Origin of the sequence: Streptomyces sp. AC1-42W (assembly GCF_003248355.1) — a bacterium.
In the GTDB taxonomy this organism is placed as follows: Bacteria; Actinomycetota; Actinomycetes; order Streptomycetales; family Streptomycetaceae; genus Streptomyces.
The window spans coordinates 2,850,751-2,875,541 of sequence record NZ_QKWY01000002.1 but is presented as its reverse complement, the minus strand read 5'-3'; the positions used below and the strand labels follow the sequence as shown (position 1 = coordinate 2,875,541).

The following is a 24,791-nucleotide window of genomic DNA, read 5'->3' as shown; positions in this document are numbered from 1 at the left end:
TAGACGAGTAGTTCCGATGTGTTCAGTGATCGAATGCGGTCAGCGACCGCAGGACCGGGGCTCCGGTCTTGTGGTTGTGCCAGATCGCGGCGGCCATCGCGAGGATGCGCTGGGCGACACGGACGGCGACGCCCTCGAAGGTGCGTCCGCCGTGCTGCTCCAGGTCGAGCTGGCCTTTCAAGGTGTCGTTGACCGACTCGATCAGCTGCCGCACCGACTTGAGCAGCGACTCGCCCTTGCGGCGCTTCTCCCGCTTGAACGACGGGCGGAGCAACTGGGCGCCGCGGAAGGCGAGATCGGTCTCGAACTCCTTGGAGGCGAAGCCCTTGTCCGCGATGACGAGCAGACCGGGCCGGTCGGCGGTCAGGTCTGGTTCGCGGTCCAGCATCGCGGCCAGGACCTCGCGTTCGTCGATCTTCGGGCTGGCCAGGGCCCAGGTGATGGGCATGCCGGTCGGCGTGCAGACCAGGAAGAGCCGCAGGCCCCAGTAGAAGCGGGAGTGCGAAGCGCAGTACCCGTATCCGGCCCAGCCGGCCATGTCCGACCGCTTCACCGTCGGGCGGGACATGCCGCACGGCACGGGCGTGGAGTCCACGATCCACTGGTTGTCGAACCAGAAGTCCGTGTCCACCGCGAGCATCCGTATTGCCTTCTTCACCAGCGGCAGCGCCGCACGCAGCCGCTTGTTGTATCCCGGCCGCTTGGGCAGGTACGGGAACATCGCACTCAGGTTGCCGTGAGCGAAACGCAGCCAGCGGGCTTCCGAGGCGAAGCCCAGCAGGGACTGCGCGACGGCCAGACAGACCAGCTCGGAATCACTCAACTGCGGTGGCCTGCCCAGGCATCGGGCCCCTCCGATCTCGTCGTCGATCTTCACGTACAGTCCGGTGATGAGGGCGTCCAAGTCTTCGTTCGTCACAAAACGATCTTGGGCGCCCTCGCCATGTCTCCGGGCGGACCATCAACATTCGGAACTACTCGTCTAGGAGGTGCGGGTGCTGCGGTTGCTGCGGAGGGTGCTCGCCGCCTGGTCGTAGATCTGCGCGTACCGCTCGTACCGCTCGACGCGGCGGCGGTTGGTGCGGCGGAAGCGGCGGGCGACCAGCCGGGCGAGGTCCGCCGCGCCGACCATACCGGCCTCCGGGCCCAGCTGGGCCTTGGCGATCGTGGCCTCGGGGCGGTAGCCGCGCCCGGTGAGGTGGCGCTTGAAGGCGTCCCTGGCCGGCCCGATCAGCAGATCGTCGGCCGCGCTGACACCGCCGCCGATGACGAAGCAGGAGGGGTCCAGGGCAGCGGCCAGATTGGCCAGCCCGACGCCGAGCCACTGGCCGATGTCCTGGAGCAGCTCGACGCACATCGCGTCGCCCTCGCGGGCCAGTTCGGTGATGAGCGGTCCGGTGATGTCGGGGACGTGGCCCTGGACCCGCTCGATGATCTGGTGGGCCACCGGCGAGTCGGCGGCGGCCAGCTCCCGCGCCTCGCGGACTAGGGCGTTGCCGGAGCTGTACTGCTCCCAGCAGCCGCGGTTGCCGCACGGGCAGCGGTGGCCGCCGGGCACGACCTGCATATGGCCGAACTCACCGGCGACGCCGTACTTGCCGCGCTTGACCCGGCCGTCCTCCAGGATGGCACCGCCGATGCCGGTGCCCAGCGTGATCATCACGAGGTGGTCCTCGCCGCGCCCGGCGCCGAAGCGCCACTCGGCCCAGGCCGCGGTGTTGGCGTCGTTGTCCACCATGACGGGGACGACGAGCCTGGAGGCCAGGGAGTCGCGCAGGGGTTCGTCGCGCCAGGCCAGGTGCGGGGCGAACAGCACCTTGGAGCGGTCCGCGTCCACCCAGCCGGCCGCGCCGATGCCCACGGCGTGCACGTCGTGCCGGTCGGAGAGGTCCAGGACCAGTTCGACGATGGTGTCCTCGACGACCTTGGGGCTCTTGGACTTGTCCGGGGTCTCGGTGCGCACGGTCTCCAGGATCGTGCCGTCGGCGTCCACGACGCCGGCCATCACCTTGGTCCCGCCGATGTCGATGCCGACCGTGGGGACGCGGGGCGCCGTGAGGTGGGAGCGTCTTTCGCGGGTTCCCACGGTACGCAGGACGGTCGCGCGGGCGGAGCCGCGGTGTGCGAAGTCGCGGTACGTGCTCATCGTCCCCGGATGGATCGGTGTGACCGGGAGGGGGTGTCCCGGTGGCGGACGGCGCCCGTCCGTCCCGATTCTGCCATTGCCGGGAGGGCGGGGCCGTCGTCCGGGGCGGCGGGCGGGCCCGCTACGGCGTATCGGCGGGGCCCGGTCCGGACGTGCGGCGCAGCTCGTGGCTCAGCTCCTCCAGGTCGCTGCCGCCCGCCATCTGCCGGGTCAGTTCGTCCAGGTCGATGCTCTCCTTGGTGTGGCTGCCGGCCATCGCGCCGCGCTTGAGCAGGACGAACCGGTCGCCGACGAGATACGCGTGGTGCGGGTTGTGCGTGATGAGGACCACGCCGAGGCCGGCGTCGCGGGCGGCCGCGATGTACTTCAGGACGACCCCGGACTGCTTGACGCCCAGCGCGGCCGTCGGCTCGTCCAGGACGAGGACTTTCGCCCCGAAGTGGACGGCGCGCGCGATGGCGACGCACTGGCGTTCGCCGCCGGACAGGGTGCCGATGGGCTGGTCCACGTCGCGCAGGTCGATGCCCATGCGGAGCAGCGCCGAGCGGGTCGTCTCGCGCATCAGCCCGACGTCGAGCCGCTTGAAGGGGCCGGCGCCCGTCGTCGGCTCGGAGCCGAGGAAGAAGTTGCGCCAGACCGGCATCAGGGGGACGACGGCGAGGTCCTGGTAGACGGTGGCGATGCCCCGGTCCAGGGCGTCGCGCGGGTTGGCGAGGGTGGTCTCCTCGCCGTCCACGAGGAACCGTCCGGCGTCGTGCCGGTGCAGCCCGGCGATGATCTTGATGAGGGTGGACTTGCCGGCCCCGTTGTCGCCGAGCACGCAGGAGATCTCGCCCGCGTACACCTCCAGCGACACTCCTTCGAGGGCCTTGATGTTGCCGTAGTACTTGGCCACGCCGTCCAGTTCGACGAGGGCCTTGGGGGCCGTCATGTCGTCGCCTCCGCGCGCTTGCGTACCCATGCGTTGAGCAGGGTGGCCAGGAGCAGCATCGCTCCCAGGAAGAACTTGAACCAGTCGGGGTTCCACTCCGCGTACACGATGCCCTTGCTGGTCATGCCGAAGATGAAGGCGCCGACCGCGGAGCCGATCGCGGAGCCGTAGCCGCCGGTGATCAGGCAGCCGCCGATGACGGCGGCGATGATGTAGATCAGCTCGTTGCCGACGCCCTCGCCGGACTGCACCATGTCGTAGCTGAACAGCAGGTGCTGGCCGGAGACCCAGGCGGCGAAGGCGACGCCGAGGTAGAGCCCGATCTTGGTACGGACGACGGGGACGCCGACCGCGCGGGCCGCGTCGGCGCCGCCGCCCACGGCGAAGATCCAGTTGCCGAAGCGGGTGCGGAGCAGAATCCAGGTGGCGACGGCGACCAGGACCGCCCACCACAGCAGGGTCACCTTGAGCTCGACGCCGCCGACGGTCCAGTAGGAGGCGAAGAGCTTGCGCGCGGAGGGGAAGCCCTCCATGTTGCCGATGGTCTTGGTCGAGACGGTGCCGCTGATCAGCTTGGTGAAGCCCAGGTTCAGGCCGGTCAGCATCAGGAACGTGCCCAGCGTGATGATGAAGCTGGGCAGTTTCGTACGGGTCAGCATGAAGCCGTTGAACGCGCCGATGGCGAGCGTGACCAGCAGCGACACGAAGACGCCGACCCAGACGTTGGCGGTCATCTGGTAGCTGAACATCGAGGAGACCAGCGCGGACGTGGTGACCATCACGCCGGCGGACAGGTCGAACTCGCCGCCGATCATCAGCAGGGCGACCGGTGCCGCCATGATCCCGATGGTGGAGGCCGCGTACAGCACGGTTCCGAAGCTGGTGGCGCGCAGGAAGCTGTCGGCGACGATCGCGAAGAAGAGGAAGACGGCGAGCGCGCCGACGACCGAGCCCAGCTCGGGGCGGCCGAGCAGCTTGCGCAGCGGCGAGGTGCGCAGCAGCCGTTCGTCCACGACGGCGGACGATCCGGCCCCGGCGGTCATCGGGTGCCCCGGTCGGCGTACTCGGCGAGCTGGGCGGCGTCCTTCGAGGTGACGATCTGCGGGCCGGTGAGGACCGGGCGGCCGCCGCCGAGGACGTTGCGGTTGTAGCGGTAGAGCCAGAGCAGGTCCACGGCCTCGTAGCCCTGGAGGTAGGGCTGCTGGTCGACGGCGAAGCCGAGGGTCTCGGCCTGGAGGGCGGCGGCGACGGCGGGGTTCAGGTCGAAGGTGTCGATCTCGGCCTTGCTGCCCGCGGTCTTCTTGGCCTTGACGGCGGCGTCCGCGAAGGGGGCGCCGAGGGTGACGACCGCGTCGATGTCCTGGTCGGACTGGAGCTTGGCCTCGATGGACGCCTGGACGTCGGGCATGTTGGTGCCCTCCACGTACAGGTTCTGCATCTTCCCGTCGAAGGTCTTCCCGGCTCCGGCGCAGCGCTGCTCGTGCCCCACGTTGCCCTGTTCGTGCAGGATGCACAGGGCCTTCTTTCGGCCCCGCCGGTTCAGTTCCTCGCCGACGGCCTCACCGGCGATGGTCTCGTCCTGGCCGATGTGGGTGAGCGCGCCGAACTCCTTGGACTCGGCGGAGCCGGAGTTGACGGTGATCACGGGGATGCCGGCGCGGACGGCCTTGGCGACGACGTCCTTCATGGCGCCGGGCTTGGCGAGGGTGACGATCAGCCCGTCGACCTTCTTGTCGATGGCCGCCTGGACGAGCTGGGCCTGCTGCTGGCCCTCGGCGTCGTGCGTGTACAGGAAGTTGATGTTGTCCTTCTCGGCCGCCGTCTCGGCGCCCTTCTGGACGATGTCCCAGAAGGTGTCGCCGTCGCCCGAGTGGGTGACCATGGCGAAGGTCCAGCGGGGCGTGTTCACCGCGGCCCGGCCTTCGGCCGCGGCCTTGGCCGCACGCTCCTCCGCCCGCTTGCCGCCGGTGCTGCTGCATCCCATGAGGGACACCCCCAGCACCGCCGCAAGCACGGCGCCCATCGCACGTACCCCTGTCCGAACCCTTGCCACGACGCCGTGCCCTTCTTGTGCTGCTCGCTGTGCTGCCGGTGGTACCGGGGCCCGTGGTCCCGGTCCGGCTGGGCAAGTATCCCCGAGCCCGAGCCGCCGTCACGCGCAGGGGCGCGCGCCGCTCACCAGCGTACGGGCAGCCGGCGCGCCCCGCGGATGAGTGTGCCGGGCAGCCAGTCGAAGGGAGCGGCGTCCGGGTCGGCGGCCAGACCGGGGCAGCGGTCCAGCAGGGTACGGATGGCGATGCGGCCCTCCATCCGGGCCAGCGGCGCGCCCATGCAGAAGTGGATGCCGTGTCCGAAGGCGAGGTGGCCGCGGGTGTCGCGGCGGATGTCGAAGCGGTCGGGTTCCGGGTAGCGGGCCGGGTCGCGGTCGGAGCTCGCGAGGGAGATGAGGACAGCGTCGCCGGTCTCGATGGTCCGGGAGCCGATCGCGACCCGTTCCCGGGCGAACCGGAAGGTGGCCGTCTCCACCGGTCCGTCGTAGCGCAGCATCTCCTCGACCGCGCCGTCGAGCAGTGCCGGGTCGGCGCGGAGCGCGGCGAGCTGGTCGGGGTGGTCGAGGAGGGCGCGGACCCCGTTGGAGATCAGGTTGACCGTCGTCTCGTGTCCGGCGACGAGCAGCAGGAAGGCCATGCCGACCAGCTCGTCGGGCGAGAGGGCGTCGTCGTCCTCGTCGCGGGCGGCGATCAGGGCGCTGAGCAGGTCGTCGCCGGGCGAGCGGCGCTTGTCCCGGATCAGCTCGGCGAGGTAGCCGCCCATGGCGCGGACCGCCTCGCCCTCCTCGGCCGGGTCGGCCGGGGCGACGACTCCGTTGGAGAGCTTGCGGAAGGCGGACCGGTCCAGGTCGGGCACGCCGATCAGTTCGCAGATGACGGTCATCGGGAGCGGGAAGGCGAACGCGTCCACCAGGTCGGCGCGGCCTTCCGGGAGCATCACGTCGAGCAGTTCGTCGGTGATCTCCTGGACCCTGGGGCGCAGCGACTCGATGCGGCGCGCGGTGAAGGCGCGGGCGACGAGCTTGCGCAGCCGGGTGTGGTCGGGGGCGTCCATCTCCAGCATGTTGGCGTTGATCGGGTCGCCGCCCATGTCGCCGGGCAGCGCCCGCCAGTCCTTGCCGAAGCGCGGGTCGGCGAGGGCGGCGCGGCCCTCCTCGTAGCCGACGACCAGCCAGACGCGGTCGAAGTCGTCGGTGCGGATGGTGTGTACGGGACCGGTCGCGCGCAGGCGCTCGTAGTACGGATACGGGTTCGCGGTGAACTCCGTCAACCCCCGCAGATCCAAGTCGACTTCGGACATGGGCCGCCCCTCCCGGTCGCATCGTCCCGGCCCGCCTGACCGGCCCGTCCAGCGTATGCCGCGCGGTCTGCCGGGGACGAGGGGTTCAGCCGGGACTCGATCGGTTCTCGTCGTCGAGCAGACCTGCGTCGTGGACCAGGAGGGCGATCCACCAGAGCCTCGTAGTCATCGGCTTCTTCGTGCACTCCGGAGAAGACGAAAGCCTCCCAGATCCGCAGGATCTCCTGGAAGGACGTGCGTGATGAGTTGATCAGCCCGACGGAGGGCCCCGGGCTCGCCTCAACCCAGTATCACCGCACCACCAGTGCAGCCCCAGACCGCACGGACAGCCAGTATCTGTTGACTCCGTCTTCGCATGCGGTTCGAGTCGTTCGGCAGTCCGTGAGACGACAGAAGGTGTACCTCCTCGTCTCTCAGACCCAGCGATTCAAGTGCCGCCCTGTCGAAGGGGGTCCACCGCACCGGGTTCGCATCAGCAGATTCGGCAGCCGGAAGGCCCCGTCGCTCAGTCTCGTCGTCCATGGCCTTCATCTGTTCGGGTCCGCCGGAGGAGTCTTGCTACTTCTCGTAACCCGTGTCCCCCGCGACCCGTTCCATCTCCTCCCGCGCCTTCTCCATCTCGTCCGCGATCGCGTCGTCCGCGCTCTCGGCGAAGATGCGGTCGCGTTCCTTCATCGGGAGGCCCTGGCAGTACGGTGGGAGGCTCGTGGTGAGTTCGGTGCCGTCGGCGACCGCGGCCTCGACCTGGGCCGTCGACTCCTCGCGACATTTGCCGGCGTCGGGGCGGACGGGGTCCGTGCCCGTGAGGAGGCAGGCCGCGAGGACGATCGCCGTGATCAGCGCGGCCGCCGCGGCGGCGACCGGTTTCGGGTGGGTGCCGACGAGGCGCTTCATGGTGTGCATGGGGTGGGCTCCTTTCCCGGCTGGCCCCGGTGGTCAGGTGAGGGCGAAGTAGGAGCTCCAGTCGGCGCTCACGACCACCTTCACCATGCTGTTCGTGTTGGTCTTGCTGGGGTGGTAGAGCCGGATCTGGCCCGTCGTGGTCTCGCGGGCCCACAGGTCGGGGATGCCGTCCCCGCTCGTGTCCGGCAGCGAGATGACCTGGTCGAGTGCGGCGGCCGTCCAGCCCGTGCCGTAGACCGTGTCGACGCCTTCGCGGGAGTTGACGGCGACCGCGACGGACATCGGGTCGAGGCCGGTTCCGGCGCTGTTGGGCTTGCCGTGGCGGATGTACATGTTGCCGCTGCCGGGGTTGCGCCAGAGCAGGTCGGCGGTGCCGTCGAGGTCGATGTCGGCGAGGGAGATCAGGTCCCGGCCCGCCCAAGTGCTGCCGTCGAGGAGCAGCACCGCGTCGCTGAAGGCACCGGCGGTGTAGCCGCCGAGGAACCACAGCTGGCCGCCGTCGGTGACGACCATCAGATCGGGCTCGCCGTCGCCCGTGACGTCCGCGGCGGTGCGCATCTCGTCCCAGGTCGCCGGGTCCGGGGCGTTGTCGGGCAGCAGCACCCGTACGCGCTCGTCGACGTTGACGCTGCCGTAGCCGTCGCCCTGGTAGATCCACAGGCCGCCGTCAGGGGTGCGGGCCAGGAGGTCGGTGAGCCCGTCGCCCGGGTAGTAGTCGCCCCATTTGGAGATCAGGGCGTGCTTCTTGCTCGTGGCGGTGGCGTCCGGGTCGTACCAGTGGCCGGGCGGGGTCAGCTCGCCCTTGCCGTTGTACGAGGCGACCAGGCCGCCGTAGACCTCGCCGCCGTCCTCACCGGGATAGCTGTAGAGCGTGCCGTCGCCGAGGATGACGACCAGGTCGGGATAGGTGTCGCCGGTGACGTCGCCGGGCGCGTCGGCGGAGCGGCCGGAGGGGACGAAGGTGCGGATGGCCGAGCGGTCCGAGCGGTTGCCGACCGCGTCGTACGCGTAGGCGTGCAGATACATGGGCCCGGCCGTGGGCGCCTTGAGCGTGATCGTCACCGCTCCGCCGGTGGCGGCCCGGGTGACCGATTCGATCAGATGCCCCCGCACGTCGTCGCGGTCGATGCGGAAGGTCTGGCCCGATGCCGTGTCGTCCAGGTAGATGTGCGTGTAGTTGATGGCGTTGAAGCCGATGGCGTAGTGCGTGGTGGACGGGCCCGAGTCGAGGGTCACCGTGCCGGCGGTGCCGTGCGGAGCGTCGACGGCCCAGTTGGTTCCGGCCGCGTTGATCTGCGGGTAGTCCGCGGAGGTCATGGTCGGTGCCGCGGGCGCGGTGTCGTCCACGGTGAAGCGGCAGGGTTCGGAGCCGTTCGGGAAGTAGCTGGAGACGGCGCCCTCGGTGTCCTCCGCGCGTACGTCCCAGGAGTACGTCTTGCCGTCGGCCAGTTTCGTCGAGGGCACCGTGACGGAGGCGGTCTGGTTGGTGGAGCCGCCCGTGCCGGTGACGACCTTGTCGAGCAGTTCGTTGCTGGTCCCCGTCTCCCACAGGCGGAAGCGCATCCCCTTGAGGTTGCCGTCCCGGTCGGTGGCCTTCGCCCTGAACACGACGTCCGTGAGACCGATGACCTCCTCACCGATGACGGTGTCGCACACCCCGGGCGTGATGTCGCCGTCGGTCGGCTGGTAGGGCGGCCGGTTGTACTTGACGGTCAGCACGGCACTGCTCGCACGGTACTTGCGCCAGGTGTACGTGGAGGTCTCGGTGTTGGCGCGCAGTCCGAGCGTGAGCGAGCCCCACCTGTTCTTCGCGGCGTCCGCCGCCCCGGACTTCACGTTGTACGAGACGTAGTCGTCGGGGCAGGAACTGCTGTAGCCGTGGGCGTAGGACTTCGCGTCCAGCTGCCGCTTCCAGGAGGGCTGGTTGTTCCAGGTGGTGGACGTGGAGATCGATCCGGTCAGCCAGATCTCGATCTGCCGCGCCTCACAGGACCACGAGTGGGTGTTCTTGATCTTCCAGCTCGCGGAGAGCACGGTCGAGCCGTGGGCCGAGCTGGGGAAGCTCATCTTCCAGAAGGAGCGGGCGAGTCCGCCGCCCTGGGCCTCGTATCCGACGCGGGCCTCGCTGGTGCCCCCGGAGTAGTTCGTGCCGTTGTAGTAGTTGGTGTTGGGGTAGGGCCGGTACGCCATGGTCCAGCCCTTCTCGCCCAGTTCGACCGTGGGGTCGATGAACACGGGGAAGCGGACCTTGCCGGCGTCCACCTTCTCGCCGGTGAGCAGGCCGGTCGCCGCCGCGTCGAGGGTGAGCCTGGCCCGTCCCGTACCGGCGCCGTCGAGCGCGGTGGGCAGGACCGCGCTCGACGTGCCCGGCTCGGGACCAGTCAGGCCGGTCAGCGCGAGGGTCGTTCTGGCGGTGGTGGTGTCGGTGTAGGGCTCGGCAGCGGGGTCCTCGGGATTCTCCACGCCGGCGGAGTCCCAGGCCAGCGGCGTCGGGATCACGCCGATCTGCTTGCCGTCGGCCGCGTCGGTGATCCGCACGCCGCCCGTGGTGGCGTCGAGGGCGAACTCGGCAGTTTCGGAACGGAGTCCGTACGCCACCTTCCTGAGGGCCTGCCGGCGTGCGGCCTTCTCGTTCTTGACGATGAGCAGTTGGCCGAAGCCGCCCTCCTCGCGCGCCACGAGCAGCAGGTCGACGCCGGGCAGCACCTCGCGGTACAGCGCCCGGTTGCCCTCGACGACCGGATCGGGCAGCGCGCCCGGCCAGGTGTACGTGACGGTGTGGCCGCCGTAGGTGACCGAGGCCAGGAACGTCTCCTGCCGGGCCGTGCTCGGCGCCGTCGTACGTACGAAGGGTCGGCGGTCGGCCGGACGCCATACGGCGGGGCGCACCGAACCACCGGAGCCGGAGCCGGAAGCGGAGTCGGAGCCGGCCGGGCGAGCCAAACCATCCGAACCGCCCGTACCATCCGGACCGCCCGCTGCGGCACCCGCCGCGAACTCGACCTCACCCGGCGTGTTCGCCGGCCGCAGCCGCGTACCGTCCGCGCTGCGCCGCAGGTCGGCGTCGAGCTTCGCCCAGCTGCCGTCGGAACGCCGTGCGCGTACGGGAACGGCGTGGATCTCGGAGCGCCACGTGCCGTCCGGACGCGCGAACGTGCGGGAGGTCGGCGTGGTCTCCGCCTCGACGGCGACCTCGCGCTTCTGCTCCCGCGCCTTCTCCAGCGCCTCCGCGGCCGTCAACGGCCCGCCGGAGTCCTTCGCTTGCGGAGCCTCGGGCCCGCGCTCCCACGGTGTCCAGGCCAGCAGCCCGGCCACCAGGGCCGCACAGAGCAGTGCGGCGAAGGCGGCGAACCGGGCGCGCTTGCCTGCGGCGAAGCGGAAGAACGCGGATGGTTGAGCGGACACGGCGGAAGGCTCCCCGGGGAACACTGCTGGCTGGACGCCAAGGACCCGCCGGGCAGCGGTGATCACCTCGCTGACCTGCGGCGTCCTAGGGCATGAGTGCGCGCAAGCTATGAGGCGCGGGCGGTCGTTGTCGAGCTGGAGCCTTGGAATCAACTCGTGATCAACGACCCTCTCCTCACGGACGGTGACGACCGTTTTGCGACTCTTCGCTGCCGCCTGATCTGTATGAGGAGTGGATCTTGGCCCGTTCTCGCGGATTGTCTCCTACCGAAGACATGCAGGGGTTTGTGGCTCCAGAGCATGGAAAATCGGGCAGTAAACCGTGTCCAGCCTGTGATTCATCACTGTGCGTCAGCTGTGACTTCCAGGGGGAACTGGTGAAGGCTCCCGTGCTCGGTGCGTGGACGCCTTGTCCCGTGCCGGATCCGTTCCGTTTGCGCCGGCGCGCCCAAGATGGGGCGTGGGGTGGGGGAGTTACGAGATGCGTCGTCAGGTGGGGCTGTCCTGGTCGGGACAGGGTCGGCTGGCCGATACGGCAGCGATACGCGCGAGCCGTCGGCGTCGGCGGACGGCCCTGGTCGTCCTGCTGTCGTCCGTGCTGACCATCACCTCGCTGACCGGTACGGCCGTCGCGATCCCCGGTCCTGACTTGGACCGCACGTCGAACGCGAACGTGGATCTGCCCGAGCCGGACAAGGCATCCGTGGTCGGTCTCGACGCGGAGGAGCCGACCTCCCTGTCCCGGCCCGCCGACGTGCCCGTCGAGGAGTTCGTCCCCAAGCATGTGACGCCGTGGCAGGCCGCAGCAGACCAGACGGCGGACCTCACCGGAGTCGCCGAGGGCCAGACGGTTCCGGTCGGCGACACACCGGTACGGCTCGGCGTTCCCGAGGGCCAGGACCCGGCGGCACTCGCGGGCACCTGGCAGGTCGACCTCGCCTCGGTCACCGCCTCCACGCAGGCCAACGTGCCGGGCATGCTGATGTCCGTCACCCCGCCGGCCGGCGTGGACCCGGCCGCTTCGGTGGCCGTGGAGGTGGACCACACCGAGTTCGCCGACCTCTTCGGCACGCAGGCCGCCGACCGCTTCCGGCTCACCCTCCTGGAAGGCTGCACGCTTCCGGACACCTCCACCCTCGACTGCCCCGCCGACGACGGCCTCACCACCATGACCGTCTCCGCCGACGAGGACCCCGGCGCCGAGATCGTCGAACTCCCGTCGAGCGTCGAGGTCAAGCGCCCGACCAAGGGCGCCCGTACGACAAAGGCCGGCGCGAAGGAAGGGAAACGGCGGCTGACCGGCGTGGTGCCGGTCTCCCTGCTCACCGATGCCGTCGACGACGGGCGGCCGACCGCGTCCCCCTTGCCGCGGGAGGCGTCCGGGGACCCGAAGACGGCCGAGGAAACACAGACGCCCGAGGGGACACAGAAGCCCGAGGAGGCACCGGCCCCCGCGGGCCCCAGCACCCCACGGCCCTCGGCCTCCGCCTCGGCCTCCGGCACCGTACGGCCCGCGTCGTTCGTCACCTCCGCTGCCGCCGAACCCCTCGCCGGTGCCTCCGCCGGTGTTCTCGGGGCTCTCGACATGGGCGCCTCGCAGAGCGGCGACTTCACCACCACGCCCCTGTCGTCCTCCGGTGACTGGGCCGCGGGCTCGTCGTCCGGCGCCTTCACCTACTCGTACGGCATCCAGGTACCGGAGGTGCCCGGTGGCCTGATGCCGAAGGTGAGCCTGGGGTACTCCTCGCAGGTCGTGGACGGGCGCACCAGCGCGAGCAACAACCAGGCCTCCTGGATCGGCGACGGCTGGGACTACAACCCGGGTTCGATCACCCGCCGCTATGTGAACTGCAAGCAGGACGCCAAATCCAACTCCGGCGCCAACAACGCCAAGCACCCCACCCACGACCTGTGCTACGGCTCGAACAACGCCGTCATGACCCTCGGCGGCCAGACGGTCAGCCTCGTCTGGGAATCCGGCAAGGGCTGGACCACGTCCTCCGGTGACGGCTCGAAGGTCGAACTGCTCAAGGACACCGCGCTCGGCAACGGCGACGCGGACGGCGAGTACTGGAAGATCACCACCCGCGACGGCACCCAGTACTTCTTCGGCCGCAACCGCCTGCCCGGCTGGGCCGAGGGCAAGCCGGAGACCGGCTCGGTCTTCACCGTGCCCGTCTTCGGCAACCACGCGGGCGAACCCTGCTACAAGGCAGGCGACTTCAAGAACTCCTTCTGCAACCAGGCCTGGCAGTGGAACCTCGACTACGTCGTGGACCCCTCCGGCAACGCCATGACCCTGTGGTGGCAGGCGGAGACCAACCGGTACGCGAAGGACTGGCAGTTCAAGAAGCCCGTCTCGTACGAGCGCGGCGGCTATCTGCGCCACATCGACTACGGTCTGCGCTCCGGCGACCTGTTCGCCGAGGCACCCGCACGCGTCACCTTCACCGTCGAGGAGCGCTGCTTCGCCGAGGGCTCGCTGGCCTGCACGGAGGCCAACTTCACCTCGAAGGACCCCGGCGACTACCGCATCTGGTACGACACCCCCGTATCGCTGCAGTGCGAGGCGACCGGTGACTGCTGGAACGCGGCGCCGTCGTTCTTCACCCGCAAGCGCCTCGACAAGATCTCCCTCACCGCCCAGCGCACGGCGGGCGCGGGCCGCGCCACGGTCGACGTCTACCAGCTGAAGCAGTCCTTCCCGACCATGTCCACGGGCGCCAACACCGCCCTGTGGCTCGAGTCGATCCAGCGCACCGGCTACGGTCCCGGCGGCATCGCGGGCGGCAAGTACAAGTCGCTGCCCCCGGTCGCCTTCCAGGCCTCGCCCGTCTACATGCCCAACCGCGTGCTGCGCGGCGCCGACGACCCGCGCCCCGGTTTCGCCCGTCAGCGCATCGGCCGGATCGTCAACGAGTACGGCGGCGAGAGCGTCATCACGTACTCCCGGCCGACCGGCGCCTGCGCGACCGGTGAGGGCCTGCCGACGCAGACCGCGAACACGCTCCTGTGCTATCCGGTGGCCTGGCATCCGGATCCGTCGGTCGACGACGAGATCGACTGGTTCCACAAATACGTCGTCACCCAGGTCGAGGAGCTGCCCGCGGTCTCCGGGGCCGCGTCCACCTCCACCTCGTACGAGTACGGCACGGCCGCCTGGCAGCTCGCCGAGTCGGAGTTCTCCAAGAAGTCACGTCGTACGTGGGCGAAGTTCGCCGGTTTCGACACGGTGACCACGTACACCGGAACCGACGACGCGGCCACCTCGGCCAAGCGCTCCAAGTCCATGACCCGCTTCTACCGGGGCCTGGGCACCGGCGTCACCGTCAAGGACGTCACCGGCGCCGCGATCGGGCCCGACCACGAGGCGTTCGCGGGCCGGATCGCCGAGCAGGTCGACTACCCGTCGGCCGACGCCGCCCCGGTCACCGGCTGGATCAGCCGCAGCACCTCCAGGCTGTCCGCGACCGAACTCGCGCGCCGCTCGCTCGGCGACGGCCTGAAGGACCTGATCGCCTGGCGGGTCGTCGAGACATCCGACCACTCCTGGACGAAGTCCTCCGGCACCGGCGACGACAAGCGCACGCTGCGCGAGATCGGCTCGAACACCGAGTACAACGCGGACGGGCTGCCCACCCAGGTGGAGATGCTGGGTGATCTCGGCAGGAGCGGTGACGAGACCTGCACCCGGACGGAGTACCTCGCCAACCCGGCCAAGGGGATCTCCGGTCTGACCAAGCAGATCCTCACCTCGCCCACGACCTGCGCGGCCGCCACGTTCGGCACGCTCAGCTCACTGACCGGCGCCGCCCGCGTCGCCTACGACGGCGGCGCCTACGGCGAGGCGCCCACCCGCGGCCTGCCGACCGCGACGTGGACGCTCAACGGCGACGGCTCCGGCTTCACCTCGGGCGGCACCACCGGCTACGACGCGCTCGGCCGCACGGTAGAGACCACTCAGCCCGGCCAAACGGCGTCCGCCACCACCACGTACGAACCGGCCGTCGGCATGCCGTTCAAGGTGACCGAGACCAACGAACTCGGCCACACCTCCGTCCAGACGGTGGAACCGGGCCGCGGCACCACCCTCACCGCCAAGGACGCCAACGGCCACGTCAGCCGCGCCGTCTACGACGAACTGGGTCGGCTCCTGCAGGCATGGGGCCCGGGCCGAGGTCCCGCCACCGACACCGTGCCCGACCTCGAGGTCGGGTACCGCCTGCGGCAGGGCGAGCCCGCCGCGGTGATCTCCCGCACCCGCGGCCACGAGGACAGCGTGGAGACCGGTGTCGTCCTCTACGACGGCCTGGGCCGGGTCCGTCAGACCCAGGAGGAGGCCACCGGCGGAGGCCGGCTGATCACCGACACGCTGTACAACGCCTCGGGCGAGGTGTGGAAGACCAACAACGCCTACCTCGCCGCGGGCGAACCCGCGCCCGTCCTGTTCTTCCCCGAGACCTCCGGCGCGGTCCCCAACGCGACCCGCTACACGTACGACGGCATGGGCCGCGTCCTGACGGAGACGCCCGTCCTCGACGGCACGGACGCCGAGGACCGCCGCACCGTCTACACGTACGGCCTCGACCACTCCACGGTCATCAACCCGTTCGGCACGGCGTCCCACCGGACCTGGACCGACACGCTCGGCCGCACCAGCCGCGTCGACACCTTCACGGACACCACGCGCACCGCGTACGAGTCGATCCGCTTCAGCTACGACACGCGCGGCCGGCTCGCGAAGGCGCAGCAGGACGACGGCACGGCCTGGACGTGGAAGTACGACACCATCGGCCGCGTCGTGGAGGCCACCGACCCCGACACGGGCACCAGCAGAACCACGTACGACGACCTCAACCGCCCGGTCACCACCACGGACTCCCGCGGCGAGACGGTCTGGACGGGCTACGACATCCTGTCCCGCCCGGTCCTGACCCGCGAGGACTCCGCCACGGGCCGGCTGCTCGGCGCGTACTCCTACGACCAGGCCGGCGGCGGCATCGGCATGCCGTACTCGGCGCTGCGCTACACCGACAGCGGCGAGGCCGCGCAGACACTGGTGGGCGCCTACAACAGCGCCTACCAGCCGACGGTCACCTCCATCGCGCTGCCGAAGGACCTGGCCGACCAGTACGGGCTCGAACACCGCTACACGTACACCCAGACGTACACCGACACCGGTCTGGCGCACTCCACCCGACTGCCCGCGGTGGGCACGCTGCCCGCCGAGGAGGTCATCACCCGCTACAACGAGGAGGGCCTGGCCGAGTCGGTCTCCGGACACGACTGGTACGGCTCGCAGACCCTGTACTCGCCGTACGGGCAGCTGCTCCGCTCCACGCTGGGCGACAACCCGTACCGGGTGTGGTCGACCGCCTCGTACAACGAGGCCTCCGGCGCGCTGACCGGTCTGCAGACCTGGCGCGAGGACGCGGGCGAGAGCGCCGCGGTGACCGGGAACAAGGTCTCCGACACCTCGTACACCTACGACGGCGCCGGCAACGTACGCTCCGTCCGGCAGGGCGCCGAGGGCATCCGAGAACGCCAGTGCTTCCGCTACGACGCCGTCGGCCGCCTCAACGAGGCCTGGACGTCCGCCGACCAGACCGCCTGCACCGCAGGCAGCGCGGCCACCGCGGCGGACGTGTCCGCGGGCGAGGACGGCAGCGGGTACTGGACCGACTTCGCGTACGCGGGACTGTCCGCGGAACGCACCTCGATGGTCGAACACGACCTGACCGGCAACACCGCGAAGGACGCCACGACCACCTACACGTACGGTGCGGGTGAAGCCGGGCCGCACGCCCTGACGTCGCTGGTGCGCGAATACACCACTGAGGCGGGCGCGCAGGTCAGGCAGGTCCTGGAGCGTACGTACGATCAGAGCGGCAACACCGTCTCGGCGGCCGGGGACTCCGGCGACCCGCAGACCCTGACCTGGACCTACGACGGGCTACCCGAGACGGTCTCCGGGCAGGGCACGGGCGGCAAGGCGGCGTACGTCACGCCGTCGGGCAGTTGCCTGAACCTGAGCAGCGGCTGGGCGAAGACCGACCAGCCGCTGCAGATCTACCCCTGCAACAACACTGCCGCCCAGAAGTTCACCTTCGCCCCCGACGACCCGACGGCCGACACGGACACCGGCAGCCTGCGGGTGCTCGGCGACTGGTGCGCCACCCCGGCCGGTACGACCGCCGGTGCGGCGGTCGGTGTCCGCCCGTGCGCGGGCGGCGCGGACCAGAAGCTCGTACGCGACGCGGCAGGTCATTTCGAGCACGCCGCCACGGGTCTGTGCCTCGCGGTCAAGGGCGGTGCGACGGCCTCCGGCACGGACCTGGTCCTCGCCGCATGCGATCCGGCCTCGACGGCCCAGGTTTTCGTGCCACAGACCGAATCCCGCTACATCTACGCACCCGGCGGCGCCCGCCTCCTCACCCTCCAGGGCGACCAGGCCACGCTGCACCTCGGTGAGGCGGAGCTGTCGGTCAAGGCCGGCGGCGCGATGATCGACGTGCAGCGCACGTACGCGGTTCCGGGCGGCAGCATTCTGCGCTCCGCGTACGGCAGCCACTCGGCGGGATCCTCGCGTCTTGCCGCGATCACGTACGACCACCAAGGCACGCCCTACGCGGAGGTGGCGCTCGAGGCGGGCATGGAGACCCGTGTCCGCAAGACGGATCCGTTCGGCGGCGAACGCTCCGCCGGCACGACCGCGCAGCGGATGCAGACGCACCAGGGCTTCCTGGGCGCCACCCGCGACGACGCCACCGGCTACACCATGCTCGGTGCGCGCCTGTACGACCCGCTGGCGGGCCGCTTCCTGTCGGCCGACCCTGTCCTCGACCTGGCCGATCCGATGCAGCGCGGCGGATACGCCTACGCGCACAACAACCCGGCCACCTTCAGCGACCCGACCGGCCTGTCCGTCTCCCTGTCCGCCAAGGAGATCAACCTGGCCCTGGAGGGCGCCGGGCTCTCCGCGGCAGTGGTCGCCGCGGCGCACGGTGACCTGAACCGGTCCCTCTCCTCCGTCGTCATCTCCGCGGCCGGGGCGATCCTGCAGGACTACATCGACCCCGTCATGGGCTGCCTCGACGGCTCGGCATTGGCCTGCGCGGAAGCAATCATCTCCTTCCTGCCATGGGGCCAGATCTACAAGGCGTTCAAGATCGGCAAAGCGGTGAAGAAGGTGTTCTCTGCGGTCAGCGCCTGGCGCACGACCAAAGCCAAGGCCAAGCGCGTCATCGCCAGGGCCGACGCGGCCATCGCGAAGGCGAAGGAGGCCAAGCGGAAGCGCGAGGAGCAGCGTAAGAAGGCCGCCCAGGCCAAGGCCAAGAAGGCCGCCGAGAAGCGTCGGACCACCAGCAACCAGGCCTCCCAGAAAGCCCGCAAGACCGGCAACGGCAAACAGAAGGACGCCCAGGCCTCCGCAGCGCCCCGCTCGTCGGCGGCCGCGTCCTCCGGCGCGGGCAGGAAGAAGCCCTCCGGCGGCTCGTCGGGCAAGAAGGGCGGCTCCACCGGAGCCTCCTCCCGCTCCGACGGCGGCACCAGCGGCGGCGGCTCCTGCCCCGTCACCAACAGCTTCGTACCCGGCACGAAGGTCCTGATGGCCGACGGCACCACCAAGCCGATCGAACAGGTCGAAGCCGGCGATGAGGTCATCGCCACCGACGAGACAACCGGCGCCACCCGCGTCGAAACCGTCACCGCCGAGATCAAGGGCGAGGGCCTCAAACACCTCGTCAAACTCACCATCGACACCGACGGCCCGACCGGCACGGCGACCTCCGAACTCACGGCCACGGACGGCCACCCCTTCTGGGTCCCGGCCCTCCACAAGTGGATCGACGCGTCCGACCTGAAGCCGGGCCAGTGGCTCCGCACCAGTGCGGGCACCTACGTCCAGCTCACGGCGATCGAACGCTCGACCTCCACGGGCGCGACGGTCCACAACCTCACTGTCGCCGACGCGCACACGTACTATGTGCTGGCGGGGGCTGCGCCGGTCCTGGTTCACAATTGCGGTGCTCGCGTCGTCGACATGCACGGAAACGACATCGCAAATCCAGATGCGCTGGCTTCGCGTCTCCTTGAGCACACGAATACAGCATTGTCTGAATGGAAGGCCGGCACTATCGGGTATTCGGCAAAGGATCTTACGAGAATCGCGCGGAGGCCCAGTCGGGCCAATACGATCAAGGGGAATATCCTTGATGCTCGCGTGAAGTCGCTAGCCGATGGCGATCCGGCGCTTCGCGAACTCTTCTCTACCCCCAGTGGCATGCCCGGCCCGGATTGGATCAATACGGGCGCAAGCGTTCCAGGGGTTGGCTGGTACGATCTCACGACCCAGCGCATGTGGGGTCAGCACGTGTTCGATTACGGCCCGAGATATGGGCCAGGCGTCGGAATTCTTTGGCAGTGACGTGAAAGGTCCTTGCCGGATCGTAATGATCCTGCGATAGGGCGACGCCGGCTAGGCCACTCCGCAACCGGGTGGCCTAGCCGTTTCTGGTGGATCCAATCTTCCAACTGGAGCGACGAGGTGCAAAGTCCGTGAGTAGCATTGTTAAGTTCTTCGTGGCGGCAAGGGAAGGTGCTGTTGACGCCCTTACTCTCGGCCCTGATTCTTCATTTCGCACTCTCTCCTTTGGCAATTTTGACGCAGAAGAGGCTCTTCTGGATTGGGAGGCGCATCTCGCAGGGGCTTCATTCGAGTCCCTGGTGGACGGAGACTTTCCCGAAGTGATCGCTGAAGACGATGCGGGAGCATCGGTATTCTTGTTCTCTGATGGCCTTTTGAATTCCCTCGCTACCGCTTCGGATTCCGAAGTGAACGAGTTGGCTCTTTGGTGGGTGGCTGAGAAATCAGCTGACGGAATCGAGATCGAGTTGCCTGCCGCCTCGCTCATCTTGAAGAGTCTCGTTGATTTGATTCGCGAGGAACGGGAGCCGGGCCAGCGTGTGTATTGCTGGGCCAGCTGAAAATAGTCGAAGTCTCTAGAAGATGATTCTGGCGCGACCGGCTTGCTGAGCGGGTAAGTAATTCAGGAGCCCCACCGAGGCATGTCCTCGGTGGGGCTCCTGGGCTGTTTGACGGCAACGGTGACGGCAACGTCAGCGGACGACGACTACGGTAGGCGGATCGTCGGGGTCATCGTCGGTGGGGCTGAGGGCGTTGCCGAGGGTGTCGATGGCCTGGCGTTGGAGGCGGAGCCTTACGTGGGCGTAGACGCTGGCGGTGACGCCGATGTGGGCGTGGCCGAGGAGTTCCTTGATCACGACGAGGTCGACGCCCTGTTCCAGGAGCAGTGTCGCGGTCGAATGCCGTAGGTCGTGGAAGCGGATGCGTCGGAGTCCGGCCCGGTTGAGGAAGCTGCGGAAGCGGCGGGTGAGGTTGGTAGGGTCGAGAGGCTGGCCAGTCGGCGTGGTGAAGACGAGCCCGCTGTCGCTCCAGTCCGATCCTGCTGTCTCTCGCTCCTTGTCCTGGCGTTCCTGGTGCTTCTTGAGGGAGTGGATGCATTCGGTCGGGAGCGCGAGACGTCGCTCGGACGCCCGGGTCTTGGTGGGCAGGTGGGTGAGGCCGCTGGTGCGGGTGCGCTGGAGTGAGTGCCGGATGCTGGCCGTTCCGGTGGTGAGGTCGAGGTCGTCCCAGTGGAGGCCGAGGAGTTCGCCCTTGCGGAGTCCGGTGCGCAGCGCGAGTTCATACAGCGCGTGGAGCCGGTCGGTGCGGGCCGCGTCGAGGAACTGACGGGCCTCTGCCGCGGTGAGCGGACGGAAGCGCCTGGGCTGGTGCGTGGTGGTCTTGACGTTGCGGGCGACGTTGCGGGGCAGCTCGTCTTCGCGGACAGCATGTTCCAGTTCCGACTTGAGTACCGAGTGCACGTAGGTCACGGTCAAGGCGGACAGCCGTTTCTGGCAGCACTCGCCGACCGTGCAGCACCTCTTTCGTTCGGTGTCCAGGCCCTGGGTGCAGCACTGACAGGTGGTGCGGAGCCGGTCGAGGAAGGTGCGGACGTCTTTGGCGGTGAGCCGGGCGATCTTCTTGGTGCCGAGGCCGGGGACGAGGTGGAGGCGGACGCAGGTGGCGTATCGGGTGTGGGTGTTCTCGCGGAGCCGGTGGATGGCGACGCTGCCGAGCCAGTAGGTGAGGTAGTCGCCGACGGCGCTGTCGGCGGTGGCGACGGGCAGTCCGCGGTTGCTATCAGCGATCTTCTCGGCGAGTTTGTCGGCGGCTTCCCTCCGCGTGCTGCCGTAGACGCGGACGCGTTTGCGCGTGCCGTTGGCGGCGAGGACGTAGCCGGCGGCTTCCCAGCGGCCGTCCTTGCGCTGGTAGACGGTTCCGCCGCCGTTGGCGCGGGCCTTCTTGCGCTTGGGGGCGGTCATCGGGCGGCCTCTTCCAGGTGGCGCTGAACGTAGTCAGCGAGGGCGTGAGCGGGGATGCGGCGGGCGCGGCCGATGGTCAGCGAGGCCAGGCGGCGGGTGCGCATCAGGTCGTAGAGGGCGGAGCGGCCGATCTTGAGGCGAGCCATCGCCTCGGGGACGGTGAGGAGTTCGTCGTCACGCACGAGTCGCTACCTCCTGTTCGCCCGTCGGGCCACCTCCGATGAGTGCGGTGAGGCGTTCGAGGTCGGGGGTGAGGCCGGTGCCGTCGTAGGCCCAGTGGGCGAGGACGAGGGTGGTCGGGGAGGGCGGAGGGGTGTGGCGGCGGTGCCAGGCGGCTCGGGCGGCCCGGAGGGCGCCGAGGGTGCTGGAGTAGGCGCGGGTCTTGGTGGAGAAGTGGCCGCGGAAGCCGAGCATGTGGGCCCACTTGCGCAGGTTCAGGTGCTTGAGGTCGTCGCGGGTACCGAGGGCCCAGGCGGTGCGGATCATGCGGGCGGCGTGCTCGGTTACGGACTCGAACCAGAGGTCGGTGATCTTCTTCAGCCGGTGGTCGAGGGTGCCGGTCGCGGCTTCGGTGCCCTTGGTGGCGTACTTGGCGACGTATCCGGCGACCTTGCCCTCGGTGATCGTGGTCCCGCCCTGGAAGGCCGAGGACCGGATGATCCTGGTGTCGATCTGCTCGCCGAAGACGAAGGCGCGGGCGCGGCCGTTGACCTCGGGCCCGTCGATGTGGGCGCGGGTGGCCGCGACCCGGATGGCGTCGGCCAAGAGGTCGGGGGTGGCCCAGGCGGGTGGCGGGGTGTAGGGCCCTGCGGGGCCGTCGAGGCGGATGACAGCGTGGAAGTGGATCAGCCCGCGCTGCTGGTACTCGGCGACCTTGGCGTACGAGACCCGGACGACCTTGGAGAGCAGCCGCTGCGGGACACCGGCAACGGCGGCGATGGTGCGACGCAGGTGGAGCATGAAGCGGGCCCACAGGGCGGGGGCATGGGCGTTCCACAGCACGGCGCCGGTGTAGTCGTAGCGCTCGGGGTCGAGCGGGGTGCCGAGGAGCGGGTCGTCCTTGGTGTGGGCGCGTCCGCAGCGGCAGCGGGCGGAGCCGTTGATGCGCCGCCCGTGGACCGGGCCGTATGAGGGTGCGGTGAGGGTGGCGAAGACGCGGGGGTGGGTGGCGACCTGTTCGGGGATGTTCTTGCCGCCGCGCAGGCCGGCGGCGATGAGGTGGTAGGTGTCCTGGCGGTAGAGCTCGGCGCAGGAGGGCAGCGGGTGGTGCGGCGGTTGCCGCAGCGGACCAGGAGGTGCCCGGCGGGAAGTTCCTTGGACTTCAGTTCGCGGAGGATCTCGCCGGTGAAGGAGTCGACATCGGTGCGCTGGCCTTCGAGCCGAATCGGCTGGGAGCAGCCGCCAAGCGAGGACAGCTGCCGTACCAGGCCGAGCAGGTCGCGGTATCCGGTGAACGTGGGCAGCGTGGCCGTGGCGGGTTCGGGGCGGGGGATTGTGGTGGTGGGGTCGTGCGGTGGCATGCTGGCGGGACCTCTCTGCACTGCGGCACACACGTGTGCCGTGGAGGGATGGGAGGGAGGCCCCGGCAGGGGCGAGGGTTTGGCGACTACACGCCCTTGCCGGGGATCACTGCGAAACGGGACCAGGAGGCGGCGGTCACGCCGCCTTGCCCAAGTCGACGCGGTCGGGCAGTTCGCGGACCTTGAGCCCTTCGGCGCACATCAGGTCGTTGATCTGCCAACCTCCAGGTAGAGGGATGTGGATCACCCGTGTGGGTGATTACGTGCCGCACAACATAACATCAATCCTTAGTCCATCCGCAGTCATTTCGTATTGAGTCCATCCGTTGCTGCGGCGGTCCATCCGTAGGGCCGCTACCCTGACCCCGCGGGCTGAGCTGGTGAAATAGGGCGGCAGCGAGCAGCCCTGTGAGCCCAATCGGACCCGGACCAGGGATGGACATGCCTGCTGACGAAGCGCGTTTGACGTTCGAGCGCATCGCCGACGACCTGCGGCAGGAGATCCGGGACGGCAAGCTGCGACCGGGGCAGTTGCTTCCGGCGCAGACCCGGCTCATGCAGACGTACAAGGCGTCGAGCCTGACCGTACAGAAGGCCATCCGGCTCTTGCGGAACGAGGGCTGGGTCATCGCCCGCCAAGGACGCGGCACGTTCGTCACGCGCTCGGCCGACTTCGAGGACGCCTTCGAGAAGGTCGCCAGCGACCTCCAGCAGCAGATCTACTCCGGCACCCTGGCACCCGGCGCCAGGCTTCCCGCCCGCGAGGTGTTGGCCGAGCATTACGCGGTGCCGCTCAATGTGGTCACCAACGCCATCGCCCTGTTGGCCGGCAACTTCCTGCTCCGGTTCCCGGGCGAGCTGCCCGGTGACGAGGTCTATGTACGCGACTGGGAGGACCACGGCTTCGCCACCCAGCTCATCCACGGTCGCCTGGTTCGCAAGATCAGGAACGGCTCACTGTCCAGGGGCGCCACGCTGACGGTGGATGAAGTAGTCGATGCGATCGGAGGCGACGCCGAAGCCGCCGACCAGGCCCTGACCTTCCTCGCCCTGGAGGGCCGGGCCAGGAAGATCCACGAGACCAGGGGATCCCATCGGGAAGTCGCGTACGTCGTCCTGGGCAGCGAGTTCGGCACCGAGGTACCGGTCACCGTGCAGCCGGTGGACGAGTCGGCCGAAGCATCCGAGACCCCGGTGAAGGAGTTCCCGACCGGCGGGGTTGCGGATCTGACCTACAAGCTGGAGCGAGCCTTGGAGCGGATCGAGGAGCTGGAGGAGCGCGTCGAACGCCTCGAAGGCCGCGACGCGGACTGAGGCGGACACGTGAACAGCAGCGTCCCCGAAGGCCGCAGGCTGGCTTTCGGGGACGCTTCGTGTGGATCGGTCAGGGCTCGTACTCGTAGCCGATGGTAAACCGGGGCGGCAGGCACCATTCCCCGTACTCGATGACCCCTTCCGTGTCCGACCAGCGGTGCGCGCCGGCCAGGATCGGGGAGCCGACCGGCAGGCCGAGTGCGCTCGCCTCTCGGGCGTCGGCGGGGCGGGCGTGCATGTCGTCGCGGGCGTGGGTGATCGTGCGCCCGGTGGCTTCCAGGACCCGGGCGGACAGTCCGTGGTTGCGGCCCGGGGCGGTGTTCAGCAGGTCCGGCACGAGGGCTGCGAACGGGGCCGGGTACCAGGTCACGGCAAACACGGTCCGGGTCTTGCCCCGTCCGGCCAGCCACTCGCGCCGAACCACCTGGTCCCCGGCCTCCAGGTCGAAGATCTCCGCCACGTACAACGGTGGGACGATCAGCTCGGCCGCCGTCACCCGGCTCGTCTCACCCTCGGCCAGGAACGACTTCACCCGCTGGACCCGGGCCAGCCGGTCCCGCGCCGACAGCGTCCAGCGAGGGTCGTCGGCGACGTAGGTGCCCCTGGGGGTGGTGCGGATGAAGTTCTCCACCTGGAGAGCCTGCAAGGCCCGCGAGACCGTGGCGGCTGCGGCCTGCCACTGGCCGGCGATCTCCCGGTTGGTCGGCAGCTTGGCGCCCGGCTCAAGCTCTCCCGACAGGATGCGCTCCCGGAAGTGATCCGCGATCTTCGTGAACGTCTTGGGACTGGGCATAAGGCTTGCCCCTCCGTTGAGTTGACGTGCTGTCAGTAGAAG

Annotated in this window: 14 protein-coding genes and 1 pseudogene; 3 read left to right on the top strand and 12 right to left on the bottom strand. The window is 69.4% G+C overall.

What is annotated here, in order from left to right:
* Positions 1-22: 22 nt before the first annotated feature.
* The 8 genes from DNK56_RS30750 to DNK56_RS30715 form a co-directional block, all read right to left on the bottom strand.
* The gene (locus tag DNK56_RS30750) at positions 23-919 is read right to left on the bottom strand and encodes an IS982 family transposase (protein ID WP_111330452.1); all 897 of its coding nucleotides are present in this window, start codon (positions 917-919) and stop codon (positions 23-25) included.
* Between the two features lie 63 nt (positions 920-982).
* Positions 983-2,146, bottom strand: a complete 1,164-nt coding sequence (locus DNK56_RS30745) for an ROK family glucokinase (protein WP_111339037.1) — start codon at positions 2,144-2,146, stop codon at positions 983-985.
* A 121-nt stretch (positions 2,147-2,267) separates the two neighbouring features.
* On the bottom strand, positions 2,268-3,077 hold the full coding sequence (locus tag DNK56_RS30740) for an ATP-binding cassette domain-containing protein (protein WP_446750387.1): 810 nt from the start codon (positions 3,075-3,077) through the stop codon (positions 2,268-2,270).
* Positions 3,074-4,120: an ABC transporter permease gene (locus DNK56_RS30735; protein WP_111339035.1), complete on the bottom strand. Its 1,047-nt coding sequence runs from the start codon at positions 4,118-4,120 to the stop codon at positions 3,074-3,076. The genes DNK56_RS30740 and DNK56_RS30735 overlap by 4 nt, the downstream gene beginning before the upstream one ends.
* Positions 4,117-5,130 (bottom strand): sugar ABC transporter substrate-binding protein, encoded by a 1,014-nt coding sequence (locus DNK56_RS30730; RefSeq protein ID WP_446750388.1) that lies wholly within the window; start codon positions 5,128-5,130, stop codon positions 4,117-4,119. Before DNK56_RS30730 ends, DNK56_RS30735 begins: the two co-directional genes overlap by 4 nt.
* A gap of 122 nt (positions 5,131-5,252) precedes the next feature.
* Positions 5,253-6,428 (bottom strand): cytochrome P450 family protein, encoded by a 1,176-nt coding sequence (locus tag DNK56_RS30725; protein WP_111339033.1) that lies wholly within the window; start codon positions 6,426-6,428, stop codon positions 5,253-5,255.
* A gap of 558 nt (positions 6,429-6,986) precedes the next feature.
* Positions 6,987-7,331, bottom strand: a complete 345-nt coding sequence (locus tag DNK56_RS30720; protein ID WP_111339032.1) for a hypothetical protein — start codon at positions 7,329-7,331, stop codon at positions 6,987-6,989.
* Between the two features lie 33 nt (positions 7,332-7,364).
* A complete protein-coding gene (locus DNK56_RS30715) occupies positions 7,365-10,736 on the bottom strand; it encodes a VCBS repeat-containing protein (RefSeq protein ID WP_111339031.1) in 3,372 nt (1,123 codons plus the stop codon).
* 481 nt (positions 10,737-11,217) lie between these two features.
* On the opposite strand from DNK56_RS30715, the gene DNK56_RS30710 reads away from it, so the two are divergent.
* Together DNK56_RS30710 and DNK56_RS34835 are read left to right on the top strand one after the other, a co-directional pair.
* A complete protein-coding gene (locus DNK56_RS30710; RefSeq protein WP_146610410.1) occupies positions 11,218-19,161 on the top strand; it encodes a polymorphic toxin-type HINT domain-containing protein in 7,944 nt (2,647 codons plus the stop codon).
* 131 nt (positions 19,162-19,292) lie between these two features.
* Positions 19,293-19,721: a hypothetical protein gene (locus DNK56_RS34835; protein ID WP_146610411.1), complete on the top strand. Its 429-nt coding sequence runs from the start codon at positions 19,293-19,295 to the stop codon at positions 19,719-19,721.
* 132 nt (positions 19,722-19,853) lie between these two features.
* Here DNK56_RS34835 and DNK56_RS30705 read toward each other — a convergent pair whose 3' ends face one another.
* From DNK56_RS30705 to DNK56_RS30695, 3 genes and pseudogenes are all read right to left on the bottom strand, one after another.
* Positions 19,854-21,122, bottom strand: a complete 1,269-nt coding sequence (locus tag DNK56_RS30705) for a tyrosine-type recombinase/integrase (protein ID WP_111339029.1) — start codon at positions 21,120-21,122, stop codon at positions 19,854-19,856.
* Entirely contained in the window at positions 21,119-21,304 is a 186-nt protein-coding gene (locus tag DNK56_RS30700) for a helix-turn-helix domain-containing protein (RefSeq protein WP_111339028.1), read from the bottom strand. Before DNK56_RS30700 ends, DNK56_RS30705 begins: the two co-directional genes overlap by 4 nt.
* A pseudogene (locus tag DNK56_RS30695) lies at positions 21,297-22,642 on the bottom strand (replication initiator). The gene DNK56_RS30700 and the pseudogene DNK56_RS30695 overlap by 8 nt, the downstream one beginning before the upstream one ends.
* A gap of 441 nt (positions 22,643-23,083) precedes the next feature.
* On the opposite strand from DNK56_RS30695, the gene DNK56_RS30690 reads away from it, so the two are divergent.
* On the top strand, positions 23,084-23,956 hold the full coding sequence (locus DNK56_RS30690) for a GntR family transcriptional regulator (protein WP_111339682.1): 873 nt from the start codon (positions 23,084-23,086) through the stop codon (positions 23,954-23,956).
* A 70-nt stretch (positions 23,957-24,026) separates the two neighbouring features.
* Here the strand turns inward: DNK56_RS30690 and DNK56_RS30685 are convergent, their stop codons facing one another.
* Positions 24,027-24,749: a GntR family transcriptional regulator gene (locus tag DNK56_RS30685; protein ID WP_111339027.1), complete on the bottom strand. Its 723-nt coding sequence runs from the start codon at positions 24,747-24,749 to the stop codon at positions 24,027-24,029.
* Positions 24,750-24,791: the final 42 nt, after the last annotated feature.